8 protein-coding genes are annotated in these 22959 nt (G+C 49.6%); 4 read left to right on the plus strand and 4 right to left on the minus strand.

The window, feature by feature from the left end; translation table 11 throughout:
- Positions 1-51 precede the first annotated feature (51 nt).
- From BIT28_RS15300 to pfaD, 4 genes are read left to right on the plus strand one after another with little or no spacing between them, the layout of a single operon-like run.
- Positions 52-7899 carry a type I polyketide synthase gene (locus BIT28_RS15300; RefSeq protein ID WP_075765207.1) on the plus strand — a complete coding sequence of 2616 codons (7848 nt, stop codon included), beginning with the start codon at positions 52-54 and terminating at the stop codon, positions 7897-7899.
- Entirely contained in the window at positions 7899-9989 is a 2091-nt protein-coding gene (locus tag BIT28_RS15305) for a PfaB family protein (protein ID WP_075765209.1), read from the plus strand. The genes BIT28_RS15300 and BIT28_RS15305 overlap by 1 nt, the downstream gene beginning before the upstream one ends.
- Entirely contained in the window at positions 9986-15826 is a 5841-nt protein-coding gene (locus tag BIT28_RS15310) for a hotdog fold thioesterase (RefSeq protein ID WP_075765211.1), read from the plus strand. Before BIT28_RS15305 ends, BIT28_RS15310 begins: the two co-directional genes overlap by 4 nt.
- Before the next feature lie 16 nt (positions 15827-15842).
- Positions 15843-17480: an eicosapentaenoate synthase subunit PfaD gene (gene pfaD / locus BIT28_RS15315; protein ID WP_075765213.1), complete on the plus strand. Its 1638-nt coding sequence runs from the start codon at positions 15843-15845 to the stop codon at positions 17478-17480.
- 106 nt (positions 17481-17586) lie between these two features.
- Here the strand turns inward: pfaD and BIT28_RS15320 are convergent, their stop codons facing one another.
- The 4 genes from BIT28_RS15320 to BIT28_RS15335 form a co-directional block, all read right to left on the minus strand.
- Complete coding sequence (locus BIT28_RS15320) at positions 17587-18963, minus strand: hypothetical protein (protein WP_075765215.1); 1377 nt, start codon at positions 18961-18963, stop codon at positions 17587-17589.
- A gap of 599 nt (positions 18964-19562) precedes the next feature.
- On the minus strand, positions 19563-19916 hold the full coding sequence (locus BIT28_RS15325; protein ID WP_139310478.1) for a GGDEF domain-containing protein: 354 nt from the start codon (positions 19914-19916) through the stop codon (positions 19563-19565).
- Entirely contained in the window at positions 19909-20271 is a 363-nt protein-coding gene (locus tag BIT28_RS15330) for a hypothetical protein (RefSeq protein WP_075765219.1), read from the minus strand. The genes BIT28_RS15325 and BIT28_RS15330 overlap by 8 nt, the downstream gene beginning before the upstream one ends.
- 149 nt (positions 20272-20420) lie before the next feature.
- Positions 20421-22652 (minus strand): M9 family metallopeptidase, encoded by a 2232-nt coding sequence (locus tag BIT28_RS15335; protein ID WP_075765221.1) that lies wholly within the window; start codon positions 22650-22652, stop codon positions 20421-20423.
- Positions 22653-22959: the final 307 nt, after the last annotated feature.

A 22959-nucleotide genomic window follows, 5' to 3' on the forward strand; every position in this document is an offset into this window, starting at 1 on the left:
TCGCACCGAATATTTTGCACCCGATTTTCGGGTGTTCAGTGGAGACTCATAATGAGCCAAACCCCAAACAACACGCCTGAATCGCAAGAAGACAAGCGACTCAACAAGCGTTTGAAAGACATGCCAATCGCTATTGTTGGTATGGCAAGTATCTTTGCAAACTCACGCTACCTGAACAAATTCTGGGATCTGATCAGCGAAAAGATTGACGCGATTACCGAAGTACCTGAAACACACTGGCGTCCTGAAGACTACTACGATGCGGATAAGAGCACCCCTGATAAATCTTACTGCAAACGTGGCGGCTTCATGCCGGAAGTAGACTTCAACCCAATGGAGTTTGGTCTACCGCCAAATATTCTTGAATTAACAGATACCTCACAGCTTCTTTCACTCATTGTGGCCAAAGAAGTGTTGGCAGATGCAAAACTACCGGCAGATTACGACCGTGACAAGATCGGCATTACACTCGGTGTTGGTGGCGGCCAGAAGATCAGCCAGAGCCTGAATGCCCGTCTTCAGTACCCTGTTCTGAAGAAAGTCTTCAAAAATAGCGGGATCAGTGACGAAGACAGCGAAATGCTGATCAAAAAGTTCCAAGATCAGTACATTCACTGGGAAGAGAACTCATTCCCTGGCTCGCTGGGCAACGTCATCGCAGGCCGTATCGCAAACCGCTTTGATCTTGGCGGTATCAACTGTGTCGTCGACGCTGCCTGTGCCGGATCCCTTGCCGCGCTTCGAATGGCCCTTGGAGAATTAGTCGACGGCCGCAGCGAGATGATGATCACCGGCGGCGTCTGTACCGACAACTCGCCGACCATGTACATGAGCTTCTCCAAAACACCGGCATTCACCACCAACGAAACCATTCAGCCTTTTGATATCGATTCAAAGGGAATGATGATTGGTGAAGGCATCGGCATGATCGCGCTGAAGCGACTGGAAGATGCCGAACGCGATGGCGACCGTATCTACTCTGTTATCAAAGGTGTCGGCGCCTCTTCGGACGGTAAGTTCAAGAGTATCTACGCACCTCGCCCTGAAGGTCAGGCCAAAGCCCTCAAGCGTGCCTATGATGACGCCGGTTTCGCCCCTCATACCCTTGGTCTGCTAGAGGCCCACGGTACCGGTACCGCTGCAGGAGATGTTGCGGAATTCAAGGGCCTGAGCTCGGTATTCAGCGAAGATAACGACGAAAAGCAGCACATTGCATTAGGTTCGGTAAAATCGCAGATTGGTCATACCAAATCGACAGCGGGAACAGCGGGCCTTATCAAGGCTGCACTGGCACTGCACCACAAAGTGCTGCCGCCGACAATCAATGTCACTACCCCGAACCCGAAACTGGCTATTGAAGATTCGCCTTTCTACCTCAACACCCAGACTCGCCCATGGATGCAGCGTGTTGATGGTACTCCGCGTCGTGCGGGTATCAGCTCATTTGGTTTCGGCGGTACCAATTTCCACGTCGTGCTTGAAGAATACAACCAAGAGCATGCCCGTGGTGACAAATATCGCCAACGTGAAGTTGCGCAAACATTACTGTTCAGTGCGCCGTCTCGAGACGCATTACTTGCAAGTTTGAAAGAATCGGCAGCAGATATTACAGGCAGCAACACCGATCTCCAGACACTGGCAAAAACTCATGGGTTACGTAACATTGATACCACCCATGCACGTTTAGGCCTCGTCGCTAAATCCGAACAAGACCTCCAGGCTCAGCTAAGCCAAGCCATTTCAACGCTTGAAAAGCAGACGAAAGCACACTGGCAGCTACCAAACGGAACCAGCTACCGTGAATCTGCGCTTGTCTCTGAACAAGGTTCGGCGAAAGTCGCTGCACTATTTGCCGGTCAGGGCTCACAATACCTCAATATGGGTCGTGAACTGGCTTGCCATTACCCAGAAATGCGCCAGCAGCTCGCAAACGCCGACCAGGTCTTCGGCCAAAATAAGAAAACACCGTTGTCACAGGTGCTTTTCCCTATTCCGGCTTTCAACAAGCAAGACACAGCTGCTCAGGAAGCCCTGTTAACCAATACCGCCAATGCGCAAAGTGCAATTGGTGTGGTTTCTATGGGTCAGTACCAGCTTATGACCCAGGCCGGTTTCAAAGCCGACATGGTGGCGGGCCACAGTTTTGGTGAGCTCAGCGCACTATGTGCGTCGGGTGTTATTTCCCAGGAAGATTACTACCAGTTGGCGTTCCAGCGTGGCAATGCCATGGCAGCCAAGCCTGCCGAAGGGGATAGCGGTACCATGTATGCCGTGATTCTCGAGGCAGATCAGCTAGCCGCCGTCGAGACCTGCATCGGCGAGTTCGATAGCGTAAGCATCGCCAACTACAATGCACCAACACAGTTGGTCATTGCCGGTCCGACCGACAAAGCTCAACTGGCCGCTAAAGCACTGACAGGGCAAGGCTTCAAGGCTATCCCTCTACCAGTGTCCGGCGCCTTCCACACCCCATTGGTTGCCCACGCGCAGAAACCATTTGCTGCCGCCATTGATAAAGCGACATTCAGTGCCCCGGCTCTGCCGCTTTACTCCAATGCAACCGGTGAGCTGTATAAGAGTGACGGCAAAGCCATCAAGAAGGCATTCAAGCAGCACATGCTGCAGTCAGTTCGTTTCAGCACTCAGGTTGAAGCAATGTACGATGCCGGAGCCCGGGTCTTTATCGAGTTTGGTCCGAAGAATATTTTGCAGAAGCTGGTTGAGAAAACCCTCGCGGAGAAAATCTCGAGCGAGCAGGCAACCGAACTTTGTACGATTAGCATCAACCCGAACCCGAAAGGTGACAGTGATCTGCAACTACGCCTAGCCGCCGTTCAGCTTGCTGTTGCGGGTGTTACGCTAGACAGTATCGACCCGTATCAGGCCGATATCACCCAGCCAACTGCTACATCACCAATGAATATCAAACTCAATGCGACCAATTACATCAGTGATTCTACCCGAACCAAAATGGCCAAATCATTGGCAACAGGAACGGTAAGCCCAGAAACTGAAATTGTCGAAAAAGTCGTTGAGAAAATTGTGGAAAAAGAAGTGATTAAAACCGAAATCCGCGAAGTACCAGTTGCCGCAGCGCAACCCGCTGAAGCTCCTGTAACAGCCCCCGTACAAACGCCAGCACCTGCACAGCCAATCAACCAGGCAGCATCACCGCTAGCTACTGGCGATGCATCATTGCATGCCTTCTTTGCAGCACAACAGCAGGCCGCTGAACTTCACCAGCAATTTTTGGCTATTCCGCAGCAATATGGTGATACCTTCACAACCTTGATGACAGAGCAGGCGAAGATGGCTGCTTCTGGTATGGCTATCCCAGAGAGCCTGCAGCGCTCAATGGAAATGTTCCACCAGCATCAGGCTGAAACACTGAAAGCCCACGCGCATTACCTTGAGCTTCAGGCAAAGAGCAATAACTCTGCGTTAGGATTGCTATCTTCACAGCCTGCGTCACAGCCAGCTGCTGCGCCAACGGCAGTAGCTCCTGTTTCAAGAACTGTTTCAGCGCCGCTACAGCACGCTCCAGCAACTGCTGCGACACCTGTTGCTCAGGTGCCACACACTGTCGCAGCGACTCCAGCTCCGGTAGCAGCACCCGAGCCAGTACAGGCCAGTGCCCCCGTTCAACAACCTGTGCAATCAGCGACACCGACACAACCATCAATAACAGCACAATCACAGCCAGTAGCGCCTGTTCAAGCCGCAGCTCAGCCTGTTTCTGAAGCTGCAGCCACTGGGCAAACGGCCAATGCTGAAAACGTCATGCTGGACGTCGTTGCAGAGAAAACCGGTTATCCGACAGAAATGCTCGATCTTGATATGGATATGGAAGCTGATCTGGGTATCGACTCCATTAAGCGTGTTGAAATCCTGGGCACGGTACAAGAGCAGCTTCCTAGCCTGCCGGAACTGAACCCTGAAGATTTGGCTGAGTGTCGGACACTGCGCGAAATTGTCACCTACATGAACAGCAAGTTTCCAGCTGGCGCTGTATCGGCACCAGCGGTCTCTTCTGCCGCTCAACCAACACCAGCAGCCGCGCCAACATCAAATGGCCTTGATGCAACGCAAGTTCAAATTACCATGCTGGAAGTGGTTGCAGACAAGACAGGTTACCCAACCGAAATGCTGGATCTAGAGATGGATATGGAAGCCGACCTAGGCATCGATTCCATCAAGCGCGTTGAGATCCTGGGGACAGTTCAAGATCAGCTACCTACTCTACCTGAGCTAAACCCGGAAGATCTGGCCGAGTGCCGTACCCTAGGTGAAATCGTCACCTACATGAACAGCAAGCTACCTGCTTCTGTACCAGCAACTGCCATTGCACCTGTAACAACACCTGCATCAAATGGTCTGGATGCAGCCCAAGTTCAGAGCACCATGCTAGACGTTGTCGCAGACAAGACTGGCTACCCAACCGAAATGCTCGACCTGGCGATGGATATGGAAGCCGATCTCGGCATCGATTCCATCAAGCGCGTTGAGATCTTAGGTACCGTACAGGATCAACTGCCAACGCTTCCTGAGCTAAACCCGGAAGATCTGGCTGAGTGTCGTACGCTTGGCGAAATCGTTGACTACATGAACAGCAAGCTACCTGCAGTGGCAGTATCTGCAGCGCCAGCCTCGGCTACAGCAACTGCACCGGTATCAGCACCAGCTGCAAGCGGCCTGGATGCGGCCCAAGTTCAGAGCACCATGCTAGACGTTGTTGCAGACAAAACTGGCTACCCGTCAGAGATGCTCGACTTAGCGATGGATATGGAGGCCGATCTCGGCATCGACTCTATCAAGCGCGTTGAGATCCTGGGTACGGTTCAAGACCAGCTACCAACGCTGCCTGAGCTAAACCCTGAAGATTTGGCCGAGTGTCGCACACTGGGCGAAATCGTTGACTACATGAACAGCAAACTGCCTGCAGCGCCTGTCTCGACAACTGCGACGGTAGAAACGCCATCACCAGTAGCCGCTACAGTTGCAGCACCAAATACAGCAACAGGTTCAGAAAACGGCTTAGATGCGGCACATGTACAAAGCACCATGCTGGATGTTGTTGCAGACAAAACCGGCTACCCGGCAGAAATGCTCGACTTGGCAATGGATATGGAAGCTGACTTAGGCATCGACTCTATCAAGCGAGTTGAGATCCTGGGTACAGTTCAAGACCAGCTACCGACTCTTCCTGAACTGAACCCTGAAGATCTGGCCGAGTGCCGGACACTGGGCGAAATCGTTACCTATATGCAAAGCAAGCTATCAGGTTCCGCAACATCTGCCCCGGTGGTTGAAGCCATTGCTGAAACCGTAACTGAAGCTGCAAACGTAGAGCTTCCACCTCACAATGAGGTGGCGCTAAAAAAGTTACCGGCGGTAGATAAACTAACAGACTGTTTTTCCAAAGACGCATGTATCGTGATCACCGATGACGGTCACAATGCCGGCGTTCTGGCAGAAAAACTCAGTGCTCATGGCCTTGAAGTTGCCGTAGTACGTAGTCCCCTATCTGCCGCTTCGCCACTGAACAGCGAAATTGCCAGCTACCCGTTAGCCAGTGTCGATGAAGCCGGCGTAAAAGCCGTCATCACAGAAATTGAAGGCAAGCACAAAGCAATTGATGGATTCATTCACCTCCAGCCGGTTACAGCAGGTGCTCAAGCCGACAGCACAACAATTGCCTTGAACGGCGATGCGAAACACAGCATTTCAGTCGCGTTCTTGTTTGCCAAATTGCTTCATACCCAGCTGAACAGTTCGTCAACATCAGGCCGCCACTGCTTCTTTACTGTCAGCCGCATCGATGGTGGTTTTGGCTACCATGATGCTGAGCAGCTAGCCAAGGCAGAACTGAACCAGGCTGCATTGTCTGGCCTGACGAAAACATTAAGCCACGAGTGGCCGAACGTGTTCTGTCGAGCTTTAGATATTGCTCCTGCTGTTGATGCTCGTCACCTTGCAGAAGCCATCACTGCTGAACTGTTTGATATTGATACTCAAACCGTCGAAATCGGCTTTTATGTGCCAAGTAATGGTGAATCGGGCCGAGCAACCTTAACGGCAGTAGAAGCAGGAGCCGCGCTAACGAAGAACACAGCAGCAAAGCTATCCAGCACAGATAAAGTACTGGTCACCGGCGGTGCTAAAGGTGTCACTTTCGAATGTGCGCTAACACTGGCAAAACAGTGCAAGTCGCACTTCATCCTAGCCGGGCGCAGTAAGCATGTGTCAGCCAGCGAGTTGCCAGCATGGGCACAGGGCAAGCAAGAAAATGAGCTAAAACCTGCGGCCATTGCCCACCTTCAGGCTTCCGGTGACAAGCCAACGCCGAAGAAAGTCGATGCGCTATTAAAACCGGTATTAAGCAGCCTTGAAATCAATGCAGCACTAACCGCATTTGCCAATGTAGGGGCAAGTGCCGAATACCTCAGCCTGGATGTATCCAACAGTGAGTCTGTTGGCAAAACATTAGCAAGCCTGTCTCAGGGCGGTGACATCACCGGCCTGATCCATGGAGCAGGTGTACTGGCGGACAGACATATTCAGGACAAAACACTGGATGAGCTGAACCTTGTATACGGCACCAAGGTAGGTGGTCTGGAGGCGGTATTAAGCGCGCTAGATTGCAGCAAACTGAAACTGGTTGCGATGTTCTCGTCTGCAGCAGGCTTCTACGGCAACACGGGTCAGAGCGATTACGCGATGTCCAACGAAATCCTGAACAAGGCCGCGCTGCAATTCTCAGTACGTCACCCACAAGCGAAAGTCATGAGCTTCAACTGGGGACCTTGGGATGGCGGTATGGTCAATCCTGCGCTGAAGAAAATGTTCACCGAGCGCGGGGTATACGTGATCCCTCTACAAGCTGGTGCAGAACTATTCAGCACTCAGCTTCTGGGCGAAACTGGTATCCAGCTGCTTATCGGTTCAAGCATGCAAGGCGCTGAAAGCAAGGAAGACGCTGTAAAAAAGCCTGATGCGGAGTCTGTGCTGGTAGCAAAGAGTCCGCTGACAACAAGCATCACTGTAACTCGCGATCTTGACCCGAAAGCAATGCCTTTCATCAAGGATCACTGCATTGCCGGTAACCCTGTGTTACCGACAGTATGTGCCATCCAATGGATGCGCGAAACAGCAGAAAAACTGTTAGGTGCGAACGTCACTGTTCGCAACTACAAACTGCTTAAAGGCGTGATATTTGAAACGGACGATGTGCAGACCCTGACATTGACCCTGACACCGGAAACAAAACCGGGTACTAAGGCATATGGTCAAATCAAAGCCTTGATCAGTTGCCAGGGCCGACCTCAATATCAGGCGATGCTGGTTACAGAAACAGTCACTGACCCGGGAGAGCAACCGCAAGGAAAAGCCTTTGCGGCGAATACAAGCGAGCCAGTGACAACAGCGAAAGCCCTGTACAGCAACGGCACCCTGTTCCATGGTCCGAGACTGCAAGGTATTCAGGCTGTCGAACGTTTCGATGAATCAGGTTTGCTGGCAACGTGTCAGCTACCGACGGTTGCTGATACCGACTGCGGAGCGTTTGTCGCCACCTTGCATTCCGGTGGATGCCAGCCGTTCGCAGAAGACTATCTGCTTCAGGCGATGCTGGTTTGGGCAAGGTTGAAATACGGCGCAGCGAGTCTGCCTTCTGCAATTGGTGAGTTTGTTTCTTACCAACCGATGCGAGCAGGTGACAAAGGCAAGCTGGAACTAGAGGTCATTAAAACCACCTCCCGCTCTCTACAAGCCAACATCGCGCTCTACCATCAGGATGGTCGCCTGAGTGCCGTCATGAAAGGTGCCAAAGTGACGATCAGCAAGAACCTCAACGAGGCATTCTTGGTGAAGTCCGAGCCAGAAAAGGAGCTTCTGTCATAGTGACTGACTCTTCCAATAAAGCGATGCCGTTGCGCATCGCTCTTTTAGCCCGGCCAGCATCTGCTGCTGGGCTTTCTGCCGATTGTTTTCCTTCGCTCCCAGCCGCTGAGGCAATCTCTGTTTCTGACTTTTCGGAACCCACGATTGTAGAGAACAGTGCTTTTGAGCAAGCGCTTCAGGCAGCCGTTGAGGCCGTCAATCAGGGTAAGCTCGTTCGACTCATCGCAGATGCCGAAAAGGGTAACTCGCAGCCAGACGTCTTGATGCTGGCAGGGTTAACTGCGGCCCAGAACAAAATTCACCCTCATGCGTATCTTTCAGGTTTCGCTGATACTCTCGAGCAAGCTATTGCCCAGTCGCGCCGTCCAGCCGGTGATATCACTCATCAGCAAGATTTTGACACGCTGACAGCCACTCAGAAGTTCGCGGCGTTCTGCCAGTTGATTGAAGATATTGCCGGGCGTTCGCTTTCAGAGCATTACTGGTTTACCGAGCCGCACAAAGCACGAGTCGCCAGCCTCACGTTCAGTCAGCAAAGCAGTGTCGTATTGACTCAGGCGACAGGCCTGCAAGCGCCTCACTCGTTGTTAAATCCAGCTAGGCTGCTGTTTATCGTCTCCGGGCAGAACGAAGCCGAGCTACAAGCAAAGCTGGATCAGCTAAGCCAAAACTTGGACCGTCTGACTGAAAGTGACAATGAACCAGATGCCCTGATCCGTCTGATGAGCGAAAACATCAGACACTATCTGGACCAGACAGCCAGTAAGCCTGATTCATCGAATCCGCAATCACAACAGGTCACTGTGCTTCAGGGGGCTTCCGTGGCTGCCGTGCAGCAGGAAATCTCTGCCCTCCGCAGTGCCCTTCCCAAGGTGATGGCCGAGCACAGCCACTACAAGACACCGGCGGGCAGCTGTTTCTCGCCATCACCAAACAGCCGTGGCGGCGTCGCATTTGTCTACCCCGGTGTTGGTACGGTATATCCGGGCATTTTCCGCGAGTTACATCGCTATTTCCCGGCGCTTTACGCCCGCCTTGAGCGTGAAGGCAACCTCAGAGAGATGCTGCAGGCCGAAAAAACATACGGCACAGACCCTGCTGACATGACGTTGGGCGAACTTGCCATTGCCGGTGTCGGTAGCAGCTACCTGCTAACCCAGCTGTTATGTAAAGAGTTTGCGGTGAAGCCTGATTTTGCCCTCGGCTACTCCAAGGGGGAAGCCTCAATGTGGGCCAGCTTGGGCGTATGGAAAAACCCGCATGCCCTGATCGAGATGACCCAGACCAGCCCGATCTTCACCACGGCGATCTCCGGTAAGCTCACCGCCGTTCGTGAAGCGTGGCAGTTAGGTGACAACGATTCGATCACCTGGAATAGCTTTGTCGTCCGTAGTGAGCCGGAAGCCATTCAAGCTCTGCTGCCTGACTTTCCGCATGCTTACCTGGCCATTATTCAAGGTGATACTTGTGTGTTGGCTGGTTGTGAGAATGACTGTCGTGCCCTGCTTAAAAAGCTCGGCAAGCGAGGTATTGCTGCAAACCGGGTCACTGCAATGCACACGCCGCCGGCAATGAGCCAGCACCGGCAGGTCACTGATTTTTACTCTCAGCCACTTTGCGATCAGCTGCCAGAGCATATTCGCTTTATCAGTGCTGCTGGCCTCCTGCCCAAGAATCAAAGCAAGATCAGTAACCGAAATCAGCCTGTTCAGATTGATAGCCTGAGTATCGCAGACTCCATCGCCGATACTTTCTGCTCGACCTTGGATTTCACGGCGCTGATCCGCAGCGCACGTAAGCAGGGTGCCCGGTTATTTATCGAAGTGGGCGCAGACAGACAAACCAGCACGCTCATCGACAAGATCAACCGTGCTGATAATGTGACAACCGAAAGTTGCACCATCGCGGCAAATGCCAAAGGCGGGGAAGATATTCTCACCCTGCTCAAATGTCTGGCTCAGCTCATCACACACCAAATCCCACTGTCGCTGGAGCCTTTGTTGCAAGGGCTTGAACAGCAGCAATTGAATACCTCGCCGGCAGAAAATATTTCTCTATCGGTGAACAAAATACAAGGAGAGCCAGTTTGAGTTCTCAACACGAAACAACCGACGCGCACAGCACCAGCAAGAAAATTGCCATTGTTGGTTTAGCTAACCAGTACCCAGACGCGGATACGCCAACAGCATTTTGGCAAAACCTGCTGGACAAGAGAGACTCTCGCAGCACATTGAGCGCTGAAAAACTCGGTGCCAATCCCGACAGTTATCAGGGCCAACAGGGAGAATCCGACCGCTTTTACTGTGATAAAGGCGGTTACATCCAGAACTTCAGCTTCGATCCGAGCGGATACCGCTTGCCCGCAGAGAAGTTCGAAGGCCTTGACGACAGTTTTCTCTGGGCGCTGGATACCAGCCGAAAAGCGCTGGCAGATGCAGGGATCCCGTTAAATGCCGCGGTACTAGAACGTACTGGCGTGATCATGGGCGCATTGTCATTCCCAACCACACGCTCCAATGATTTATTCCTGCCGCTGTATCACTCTGCGGTTGAGAAAGCACTGAAAGCAAAACTGAACAACGAGCACTTTTCACTCAGCCCATCCAATACCGTGACACGAGACTCTAATCAGGCCAACGGTGCCGCAGCACATAATGCTTCCAAGCTAGTTGCAGACGCACTCGGCCTGGGGAGTGCCCAGCTCAGCCTCGATGCAGCTTGCGCCAGCTCGGTCTACTCGCTGAAACTGGCCTGTGACTACCTCAATACCGGCAAGGCCGATATGATGCTGGCGGGTGCCGTTTCCGGTGCCGATCCGTTCTTCATCAACATGGGCTTCTCGATCTTCCATGCCTATCCGGACCACGGCGTCTCAGTCCCGTTCGATAGCAACAGCAAAGGCCTGTTTGCCGGTGAAGGGGCTGGCGTCCTGGTACTGAAACGGCTCGAAGATGCAGAGCGCGACGGCGACCATATCTATGCCGTCGTCAGCGGGATCGGCCTGTCCAATGACGGACGTGGCCAGTTTGTCCTTAGCCCGAACAGCAAAGGACAGGTTCAGGCATTCGAGCGCGCCTATGACGCTAGCGATCTGGCACCAGAGAGCATTGAGGTGATTGAGTGTCACGCCACCGGTACACCGCTGGGTGATAAAGTCGAAATGACATCCATGGAGCGCTTCTTTACCGACAAGCTAAACGGGACTCAGGCCCCGCTTATCGGCTCGGCAAAATCCAACCTTGGTCACTTACTCACAGCAGCGGGTATGCCCGGGATCATGAAAATGATCTTCGCCATGAAAGAAGGTGTGCTTCCTCCAAGCATTAATTTATCAACCCCGCTGTCTTCACCTGATGGGTTGTTCGGTTCGCATACGTTGCCGACCCAGGTTCAGCCATGGCCAGATAAAGCCGGGAACCCTGCGCGACGCGCCGGTGTTTCGGTGTTTGGCTTTGGCGGCTGTAACGCACACCTGCTGCTGGAAGCCTATTCTTCTCATCAGGAGCGCCCCGGAGTTACGGCTACCGCTCATGTACACAATCAAGTACAAAATAAAAAGTCGCAGGTATCAGCTCCGCTGAAAATCACCGGCCTGGCCTCGCACTTCGGCTCGTTGAAAACCATTAATGCACTTAATAAAGCCATCGAAACGGGGGCAGATGCCTTTGTCTCTCTGCCGAAAAAACGCTGGAAAGGACTGGATCAGCACCCTGAGCTATTAAGCCAGTTCGGGTTGCATACCGTGCCACACGGTGCCTATATTGATCAGTTCGAGCTGGATTTCTTGCGTTTCAAAGTCCCGCCCAATGAGGATGACCGTCTGATCTCCCAGCAGTTGCTGCTCATGAAAGTTGCAGACGAAGCGATTCGGGATGCCAAGCTTGAAGCCGGACAAAAAGTTGCCGTACTGGTCGCAATGGAAACCGAGCTGGAAATGCACCAGTTCCGCGGTCGCGTTAACCTGCATACCCAACTTGCCGATAGCCTGGACAACATGGGGATCACCCTAACTGACAGCGAATACCAGTCGCTTGAAGCCATTGCCATGGACAGTGTGTTGGATGCCGCCAAGCTCAACCAGTACACTAGCTTTATCGGTAACATCATGGCGTCGCGTATTGCCTCGCTGTGGGACTTCAACGGCCCGGCCTTTACCATTTCTGCTGCGGAGCAATCTGTTGCCCGCTGTATTGATGTCGCCCAGAACCTGATGTCACAAGAATCTCTGGACGCCGTCGTCATCGCCGCCGTAGATCTCAGCGGCAGTGCCGAGCAAGTGATTCTCAAAAACAGCATTACCCCCGTCGCCTCGGCGGCACAAGACAGAGGATGGCATGTCGGCGAAGGTGCCGGTGCAATAGTTCTCGTTGATGAACAAGAAGCGTCCGCTAGCCATAGCTACGGCTCAATCGATGCCCTCGGGTTTGGTTCTGTCAGTCAGAGCCCGTCGGTTACCGACCGCCTTCTGAGTAAAACAGGTATTGCAGCAGACAATATTAGCTTGCTGGAACTTAACCAAGCACCGGAAAACATCGATAGTATCCATCTGCCGCTTTCCCATGCATCACAAACACAAGCCAGCCAGCGTCTGGGCCACTGCTCCGCCGCGTCTGGCATGGCGAGTATGCTCCACGGTTTGCTGAGCCTGAATAAAGTCGCCTCACATACCGACAGCAAGGCTGCTATCGTGGCGAATGTCAGTGAGGGGCAATGCTCACAGCTTCTTGTCACCCAGACAGATACAGAAACACGATCTCTGACTGCACGTCTTGCAAGCGAACTCGCCGTTGACTCAACACGCCAGCTAATCAAGCAGGTTACTCTGGGCGGGCGTGATATCTACCAACATATCGTGACAACGGATCTTCCTGAGCTACAGCAGATCCAGCAAAAAGCTGCTAACGCAAGACCGCGTATACAGCCTCAGGTGAACGCAATGGCTAAGGCTATGCCCTTAACTATGCCCGAGGCCCAGCCTTTAACCAGGCCCGTGGCACCGACGCCATCCGTATCCCCGACTCTGGCAACACCAGACCAGAGTCCGAGCACAGGTATTCAAAGCAATATGACCAACGTCCTATCCGCTAACGATCACAATGACTCAGTTTCAACGCAGAACGCTTCATTTGTCGAAAATCAACTGCTGGCACAGCAGGTCCATCAGGCCTTCCTGCAAAACCGCGAGCAAGGGTTGAAGATGGCTGATGCCCTATTGAAAGCACAGCTTAACGAAGTCACCGCGCAGATGAATGCGGGCAATGGTCAGGGTGTTAACTATCAGCCTGACACAGTTTCAGAGCCGATCTCACCAGCACAAAACGTAATGGCACAGCCAATCCGTAAGCCCTGCATTTGGGACTATGAAGACTTGGTCGAGTATGCCGAAGGTGACATCGCCAATGTCTTTGGCCCTGACTACGCGATTATCGACAGTTACTCGCGCCGGGTAAGGCTGCCAACTACCGATTACCTACTGGTATCGCGAGTGACCAAACTTGATGCCCAAATGCTGGAATTCAAGCCAAGCACCATGACCACGGAATACGACATTCCTGTAGATGCCCCCTACTTAGTCGACGATCAGATCCCTTGGGCAGTCGCGGTCGAATCTGGTCAGTGTGACCTAATGCTCATTAGCTACCTCGGTATCGATTTCGAAAACAAAGGCGAGCGAGTCTATCGTCTGCTTGATTGCACTCTCACCTTCCTCGGTGACTTGCCGCGTGGTGGCGATACCCTGCGATACGATATATCAATCAACAACTTTGCCCGTAACGGTGACACCCTGCTGTTCTTCTTCTCCTACGAATGTTTCGTCGGCGACAAGATGATCCTGAAAATGGATAACGGCTGCGCAGGGTTCTTTACCGATGAGGAGCTCGCAGACGGCAAAGGGGTTATCCGTACCGAAGATGAACTGAAGGCACGTAATCTGGCCGTTAAACAACGTTTTAACCCGTTATTGCATTGCCAGAAAACCCAGTTCGATTATCACGCCTTGCATCATCTGCTGAGTGCCGATATTGCCGGTTGCTTTGGTGACAGCCACATCTCTGACCGAAACCAGCCATCGCTGTGCTTCAGCTCAGAGAAGTTCATGATGATTGAGCAAGTCAGCCACGTTGATCCGCATGGCGGCGCCTGGGGACTCGGCTTGGTCGAAGGCCACAAACAGCTTGAGCCTGAGCACTGGTATTTCCCTTGCCATTTTAAAGATGACTCCGTGATGGCCGGTTCGTTGATGGCTGAGGGCTGTGGTCAGTTGCTGCAGTTCTTTATGATGTATTTGGGTATGCATACTCAGGTCCAGAGTGGTCGCTTCCAGCCGCTTGAAAGCGCACCGCAAAAAGTTCGCTGCCGTGGTCAGGTCGTACCGCAATCTGCCGTTCTGACTTACCGGATGGAGGTAACAGAAATAGGCCTGAGCCCGCGTCCGTATGCAAAAGCAAACATTGATATCCTGCTCGATGGCAAAGTCGTGGTCGACTTCCAGAACTTGGGCGTGATGATCAAAGAAGAAGCAGAATGTACCCGTTACATTAGCTCCTCAGACTATATTGCTGAAAACCATATAGCTGAAGATCATATTGTTGAAAATGTTGTTGCTGAAGCGAAAACAGTACAAACGGCAGCACAAGCAGTAAACCAACCAGCCTCTGCCAACGCACCGCTGATGGCGCAAATTCCCGATCTGAATACAGCAACGAACAAAGGCGTTATCCCGCTTCAGCATGTCGAAGCACCAATAACGCCGGATTACCCAAATCGCACTCCTGACACGGTACCGTTCACGCCGTACCATATGTTCGAGTTTGCTACCGGTGATATCGAGAAATGCTTCGGCCCTGACTTCGCTATCTATCGCGGGATGATCCCACCACGTACCCCGTGTGGCGATCTCCAGCTGACCACCCGTGTCATCGAAGTCAACGGCACCCGTGGTGACTTTAAAACACCGTCATCATGTATCGCTGAATATGAAGTGCCAGAAAATGCCTGGTACTTCAACGAAAACAGCCACAACGCCCTCATGCCTTATTCGGTATTGATGGAAATTTCGCTCCAGCCTAATGGCTTTATTTCAGGCTATATGGGTACCACCCTGGGCTTCCCGGGTCAGGAGCTGTTTTTCCGTAACCTTGATGGCAGCGGCAAGATGCTGCGCAATGTTGACCTGCGCGGAAAAACGATTGTGAATGACTCCCGTCTGCTTTCAACGGTGATGATGGGTACCAACATCGTGCAAAGCTTCAGCTTCGAGCTAAGTACTGACGGCGTACCTTTCTATGAAGGTACCGCGGTATTTGGTTACTTCAAAGGTGAAGCACTGAAAGATCAGCTGGGACTGGATAACGGCAGAGTGACACAGCCTTGGCACATCGAAAATAATCGCACACCTGATGTCACTATCGACCTGCTTGATAAGCAAAGCCGCTACTTCAACGCCCCTCTGTCAGCAACAGGTGAAGCACGTCCACATTACCAACTGGCTGGCGGACGCCTGAACTTCATCGATAAAGTTGAAATAACCAGTGACGGTGGTAAATCAGGCTTAGGTTACCTGTATGCAGAGCGAACGATTGATCCAAGCGATTGGTTCTTCCAGTTCCATTTCCACCAAGACCCGGTCATGCCGGGCTCTCTGGGTGTAGAAGCAATTATCGAACTGATGCAAACTTACGCCCTGAACAAAGATTTAGGTGCCGGTTTCCGTTCACCGAAATTCGGCCAGATACAATCTGAAGTGAAATGGAAATACCGTGGCCAGATCAACCCGCTGAACAAACAAATGTCACTGGATGTCCACATCACAGCGATTAAAGACGAAGACGGTAAACGCATCATCATCGGTGATGCCAACCTGAGCAAAGACGGCCTGCGTATTTACGAAGTCAAAGACATTGCCATCTGTATTGAAGAAGCTTGAGTTAGGAACGAATACTATGACTACACAAACAACCATGAATAACGAAAAGCTATCTCCGTGGCCGTGGCAAGTTGATGAAAATGCTACCCACTTCGATACCAACGCAATGTCACAAGCCCTTAAAGACTTGAGCTTCGGATGTTACGTGATTAATCACCCTGAAAAGGGCCTAGGGATCAGCCAGCAAGCCGAGCTGACCTCTGGCGAGAGTGCCAGTGCCGCCACGAGTCACCCAGTCAGCGCTTTTGCGCCAGCACTCGGTACGCAAAGCCTGGGTGACAGCGACTTCCGGCGTGTACATGGCGTGAAATACGCCTATTACGCCGGTGCAATGGCAAACGGTATCTCTTCGGAAGAGCTGGTTATCGCACTGGGCCAGGCTGGTATTCTGTGCTCCTTTGGTGCTGCGGGCCTGATCCCGTCACGTGTCGAACAGGCTATTCACCGCATACAGGCAGCCCTGCCGAATGGCCCTTATGCCTTTAACCTGATACACAGCCCGAGCGAACCGGCACTGGAGCGTGGCAGCGTCGAGCTGTTCCTCAAGCATGGAGTGCGCACTGTTGAAGCATCGGCATTCCTGGGGCTGACACCGCAAATCGTTCAGTACCGTGCTGCCGGCCTTAGCCGCGATGCTCAAGGTGAAATTATCATCGCCAACAAAGTTATCGCCAAAGTCAGCCGGACAGAAGTTGCCCGCAAATTTATGGAACCGGCACCGGCAAAAATTCTGCAGAAACTGGTTGATGAAGGCCGTATTACAGCCGAACAAATGAATCTGGCTCAGCTCGTTCCGATGGCTGATGATATTACCGCGGAGGCTGACTCTGGCGGCCATACCGATAATCGTCCGCTGGTAACACTGTTGCCGACAATTCTGGCACTTAAAGAAGAGATCCAGGCGAAATACCAGTTCAAGACTCCACTGCGTGTTGGCTCTGGTGGTGGTATCGGCACCCCTGATGCCGCACTGGCGGCGTTCAACATGGGAGCAGCCTATATCGTCACCGGCTCAATCAACCAGGCTTGTATCGAGGCAGGCGCGAGTGAGCATACCCGTAAACTGCTGGCGACAGCTGAGATGGCCGATGTCACTATGGCACCAGCAGCCGATATGTTCGAAATGGGTGTCAAGCTGCAGGTAGTCAAACGCGGCACTCTGTTCCCGATGCGTGCCAACAAACTGTATGACATCTACACCCGCTACGATTCAATTGAAGCGATCCCGGCTGATGAGCGTCACAAACTCGAGACACAAGTATTCCGAGCGACACTGGATGAAATCTGGGCTGGCACCGTGGCACACTTTAACGAGCGTGATCCGAAGCAAATCGAGCGTGCGCAAGATAATCCCAAGCGTAAGATGGCTCTGATCTTCCGTTGGTATCTTGGTCTTTCAAGCCGCTGGTCTAACACCGGTGAAGCAGGTCGTGAGATGGATTATCAAATCTGGGCAGGCCCGGCACTTGGCGCTTTCAATGCGTGGGCAAAAGGCAGCTACTTGGATAACTATCAGGATCGCCGTGCCGTTGATCTTGCCAAGCACCTGATGCACGGTGCCGCCTATTTGGCACGTATCAACCTGCTGGCTTCACAAGGTATCCGGCTACCGGCAGATCTGGCCCGCTGGAAGCCAGAACAAAAAATGGCTTAACTGCATCAGCAGCCAGTCGTATATAGAAAACCAATAAAATCGGCCTTCAGGTGAAGGCCGATTTTTATTTAGCACATAGAGGCTATCAGTCTCAATTTAGCAACTATTACTCTTTAACTAAGTAGCCAATAAGTGAAGTCAGATTATCAACATTGGTATGCATCAGTACAATTTCGCTTGCGTCAGACTTAGTCGGGATAATTGTAAAGTCCAAAACTTCCCCATCCAATTTGACATAAGATTTCTCAAGTGAAACAGACGCCGTATCGATGGTTTGATCTGAAATAATCGTCCCCACACCATTATCGCCTTTACTGTTAGGCTGCTTAATGGTCAGTGTTGAGCTATCGACAGTGATTTCAAACTTGTAATCAAACTCAGCAGAAAGCTTAGATTTATACTTACCATCTAGCTTTGATAAGCTATCTAGCTTCACACCAGTAACAATTTTTCTCATGTCTGGTTTTGGTGGATTACTAAAGTCATCAACAAGCACTGTCCATTCATGACCTGAGATGTTCACAGGATTCAGGGTGAAATTATTCATACGCTCCGCAGGTCCAAACATTAAATATAAGTGCCCCGCCTTGCCTTTATCACCATCAGTTCCAAATGGCTTGCTCAAAATACCCCACGTCTGAACAGCACCACTCTCCTCAGCCGACTTGGCAAATACTTCGCCCTCGCCTTCAACGCTGTAGTAATCCCGGGTAGACTGATTAAATGCCTGATCTAAGTGGAGAACAAGATCATCGGCAAGAATTAGATACTTATCAGATAAATCACTCGCAGAGAAAGCCGTATTTACACTGACCTTTTCAAGTGTTGACTGAAGTTCAGATTGAACGGTGGCTTCCGGAATAAAATCATCATGCTTAAAGTTCATATTGCTATCACGGTTAGCAAGCTTAACCTTATCAAGCAGTTCTTTTTTCAGTACCGTTGTTCTGTCAGCCGCCGGATCATTAATTAATGCTTGAAGATAATTAGTAACATTCTCGCCATTGTTATTAAATTTCAAGCCAGTCAAATCAAGGCTAGTCGCATCTGAACCACGATTAAATGATTTTAAAATGGTCGCGATTGTAATTGGATCGGCATTATTATTAATGTTGCCTACTTTTAGATCGTAAGGCGTTGTGATGCTAGATGGTTGAGGAACAAAACCAATCTGGATCAAATTCTCATCGCTCAAAGTAGCCTTGTTACTCTCATCACACTTACCGATATAAAATGAAACACTCTCACCTTCTACTACTGAATATGTACCGCTTTCATCAGTACAACCTGCGCTATTTTCTGACTTGTAATACAGACCTTTTACAGGCTCATCAATAAAAGAATAGCTATTCAATTGCGGTGCTGTTGGTGTTGTTTGTCCTGCACCTGCTGTAGATGAGCTGGTTGAGCTGTCATTACATCCTGCTGCGGCTAAGGCCGATATTGCAATACAAAGTACTGAGAGTTTCGTTTTGAAAGCCATATTTACTCCGAAAGTAGAAATAAAGTATCAAGGGAAATCATTCACTAAACGCTTACCTTTATAGAGAAGCGTCGATTCTATTTTTGTTAAGAACATTTCCTTCTCCCTTGCCTGACATTGCCTGTATTCATGTCAAAAACGATACTGACAGGATCCATGCATTACACAGCTATCACCTGCAACCGAATCCGACCAAGCCTGTACAGAAGCTGAACAGCATCGTTTTCGAGCACATACTATATAAATTAAATTGCATTAAAATTAATTTTATATAAAAGCTAATGATGGATCACAAAATTAGAGTAAATAAACTAAATATTGCAGGTATGTATAAACAACAATATAAGCAGTTAACCTTGATTCAATGGGTGTAAACACCCATTAAAACTAGGCATAATAACTCGTTAAATGCCTAGATATAGTTACACAAAGATAACCTTACAGTGCACATTGAAAATGGGTTTTCTTAGCCATTTTCATTTTATAAAGAGTTTCGTCCGCCAAGTTAATACTTGTCCTTAACTCTCTTCTGTCAACCGAATATTCGACCCCAAAACTATAACGAATCCTCTTTGATTCAAGTTCTAATTCTATTTTACTCAAAAAATCTTTAGCTCTAGAAGAATGCAATATTGCAATATTGCAATAAACTCATCACCTCCAAACCTAATAATCATTTCATTTTTCTTTGTGTTTTTCATTAAAACATGGGAGAAATTAATTAGTACACTATCACCATACTTATGACCTTTAGTATCATTCAATAATTTAAAGTTATCTAAATCAAAAAATATTAGATCGAACTTTCGCAACCGAATACGATTAAACACTTTCCGATTAAATGCTGATGTTAATTCATCAACGCATTCCGCTAGCTCATGGCGTTCTAACACGCGCTTTATACCAATCGCAATAAACGTAATCCCCAATAGCAGCATACCGTCATCAAGCAATACAACTATTAGCTCTGGCTAATCTATCAAATTGATTATCCAAAAATTCAATTTCAGCAAACATACGATAAGTTGCCTGCAGGATGAACATTGTCATCCCGCCAATAGCCAAGGGTTCATATTTAAACGCAGTAAAACCTGATATAGCAATAGCGATAATTACCACTAAGCTAAGGTACTCAAAAACAAACTCAACCTCAGACTTAAAGTGTAAACTATCAATATCTAAGATAATCAACAATACCGTTAGAGAAAATAAGACAGTCATTAACAATATACGTTTCATTGCAGGAACTCTCACTTCAAATGAAACCAGCTGATTAACCAAATCACTATTAACAAAATGATTATTCATATGATTGCCAACAGGCTATCCCTATCATAGGAAAGCTCCTGCACATTTAACAGCAAGAGTACGGTAAAAAACGTATTCTCTGACGTAAATCAACAAAAAGGCCTTCCTCCAGGTTATGGAGAAAGGCCTTAATCATAAGATCACATCGTTTACTTTGTCATCTCGATTTTTAGACTGGCACCATTGCTTGACGGATTACTTAGCGCTGTCACATATTGCCAGCCACTTGCAGGATTATTGATAGTAATTGACTCCACATTGCCCGGCTCGGTTGAGCTCAACACATAGTTGTTGCTCTCAGCCCAGGTCCACGGGCTATAAAACAAGTCAACATTGCCCTCGCCGTGCCCGCTATTGATATCAATACGGCTAACATCAGCGTCTACATAAAAGTAGTAATATGCCTTACCGTTGCTGATACAGACGGTATTGCCATCATAAATCTGGCCATAACCGTAGGGCCCCTGGACTTTACAGCTATCAGGTATTAGAGCTGGCCCCTGTCCACCGATTGGAGAGTCATCACTTTGCACCACCTGCAGCCAGTTATACCACTGATAGTCTAGGGAAGTGCCAATCGAGGTATTGAGGAAATTAACCCACCCTTGCACATCACCGGCACGGGCATATTGCATTAATTGCTCAACGAGCTCTGGGGACGTTTCAAACAGGAAACGAACTGCCAGATAGCCCCAACGATAAACACGTTCGTCGCCGCTGTTATAGGTGTTATTCAGTATTTCACTAAAGCGGTATCGCTGCTCACGGCCAATCTCTACCGCCTCGTCATAGCGATTTTGATGAGAAATATACTCGGCTAACCCTTCAGACCACCAGACAGATTTATCCTTGTCGATACTGAAGTAATTGAACGGACCATACATGTTGAACCGGCCGTCGAGGTAATGAATATACTCATGGCGTAGGTTCCAGACCAGAATATCGTCTCGCCACGTTGCCTCGTGAGCAATAAAACGAGCCTGATTTCCTTCAACCGAAGGATCCCCTTCTAGGTACATGCCCCCGTTATCGGTACTAATACCAAAGATGGTGCCGGCAAATGATTTATAATCCTCGGTCGAATCAAAAATATTCACTTCGAGGTTGGTGTTATAATCATCATTCACTGGCTGATTGTTAGTATTCAGTACCTGATGAAATAGCGTTTCTTCCTCCGCCAGCAACGCACAAGATTGCTGAAGCTCGGACTGCATCATGCTCTGGGCACGAATCTTTATTGTATCACTACAGGAATGATGGATACTCAGCACAGCATCTTTGAGCTCTTCCTTCCAGCCGCAAATACCAAACTTTTCACACTCTCCCGGATTATAGCGCTCTAATGCCCCGGCAGCAGTTGCCCACGCCTTGGTATTGCGATCGAAGTGGGACATGAAGCTGACGATGCCCTGATTGACTTCCTGTTTCAGGCTATCCGAGAGCCGCCAGTATTTCTGATATTCAAGAAAACGGGCATATTCATTTAGCGCATCAGTCGACTCATAGCTGTAATCAGAATTGTAAATATATTCTGAGGTTGCAACCTTAAGTAAAGCTGCTCGCAAGGCTGTTTGTTGCTCGGCTGATTTCGTATAGGTTTCATCCCAACTTCCGCGATAGAGCGTCGTTAGCGCCTTGGTTAACGCACTACGGTGCGACCATTGTGCCAAGTGTGCCGGGCTAAACTCATTCAAATACCGGGTAATGGATGTAACACTCTGAATATAGTTTTTACTGCTATCCCATGCAGTAAAATACTCAGCCATTGTATTACCCTGAATATCAGTTACTTCAGAAATAAAGGGATTGTTTCGGTAGGTTTCAAGTAAGGAAAGCAACGCTTTATGAGGTCGCTGGTCTTGATATTTCAGCTGCTCATTATTGTACTCTATATAAAATGCACCCCGAAGGTAATAAAACAAATTATAAAGATCATCACCAGTGGATGAATTATAATCCGCTGCTATCACGGCTGCTCGGCGGGCAATATCAATAACATTTTCAGCTTGGTATGTAGCCAGTGAAACGCTGTCATTGCGGCGATACAATTCACTAATACACTCCGAAGATGTATCGGCTATAAACCTGAACAGATCATCGCCGGTAAGCACCGAAAACTGACGATAGTCAGAGCAACCCACACTGTCAGTGAATAGTTCAACATCCCGTTGCCGACGCTCTGATACTGTCGGCGCAGGAATAGTGATAGGAGCAATAATAGTCTCCGATTCACTGTATTTTCTTAGCGGTTCATTATAACCATGTGTTGTTTCACCATCCGGAGAAAACTGAACATTGGTATTATTATCTTCTGCAAATACTGAGTAGCTAGTTAATAATGAAGTAACAAGTAGTGATAACCATCTTTTCCTGATAGCCATAATGTTTCCTTTCCTTAGTTATTATTAATCAAAGGCAACACCTCCCATGCAAAAGGACATGAGTTACCTTTGAATTTTCTGTATTAATTAGAACCAACTGCGAGGAAAAGTATAAACACCAGTGCATATAAAATTTGAGATAAGAATCACTCACCATAGATAAATCTACATTTTACTTTCATTATTGGATATTTGTTCCAATAAATACCAGATATTCAACAGTAAAAGTCACACCGGTTCATCCAGCGCAAATGCTAGCCAAGATAAGCGCTAACATATCACGATAAAAAAGCCCCGGCATATATAA

Source organism: Photobacterium proteolyticum (genome assembly GCF_001939735.1).
Taxonomy (GTDB): Bacteria; Pseudomonadota; Gammaproteobacteria; order Enterobacterales; family Vibrionaceae; genus Photobacterium; species Photobacterium proteolyticum.

What these genes read in the sequence shown, in the direction of transcription:
- BIT28_RS15300 (WP_075765207.1), top strand. Translation starts at nt 52, where the DNA reads ATGAGCCAAACCCCAAACAACACGCCTGAATCGCAAGAAGACAAGCGA.
- BIT28_RS15335 (WP_075765221.1), bottom strand. Translation starts at nt 22,652, where the DNA reads ATGGCTATCAGGAAAAGATGGTTATCACTACTTGTTACTTCATTATTA.
- BIT28_RS15320 (WP_075765215.1), bottom strand. Translation starts at nt 18,963, where the DNA reads ATGGCTTTCAAAACGAAACTCTCAGTACTTTGTATTGCAATATCGGCC.
- BIT28_RS15330 (WP_075765219.1), bottom strand. Translation starts at nt 20,271, where the DNA reads ATGAATAATCATTTTGTTAATAGTGATTTGGTTAATCAGCTGGTTTCA.
- pfaD (WP_075765213.1), top strand. Translation starts at nt 15,843, where the DNA reads ATGACTACACAAACAACCATGAATAACGAAAAGCTATCTCCGTGGCCG.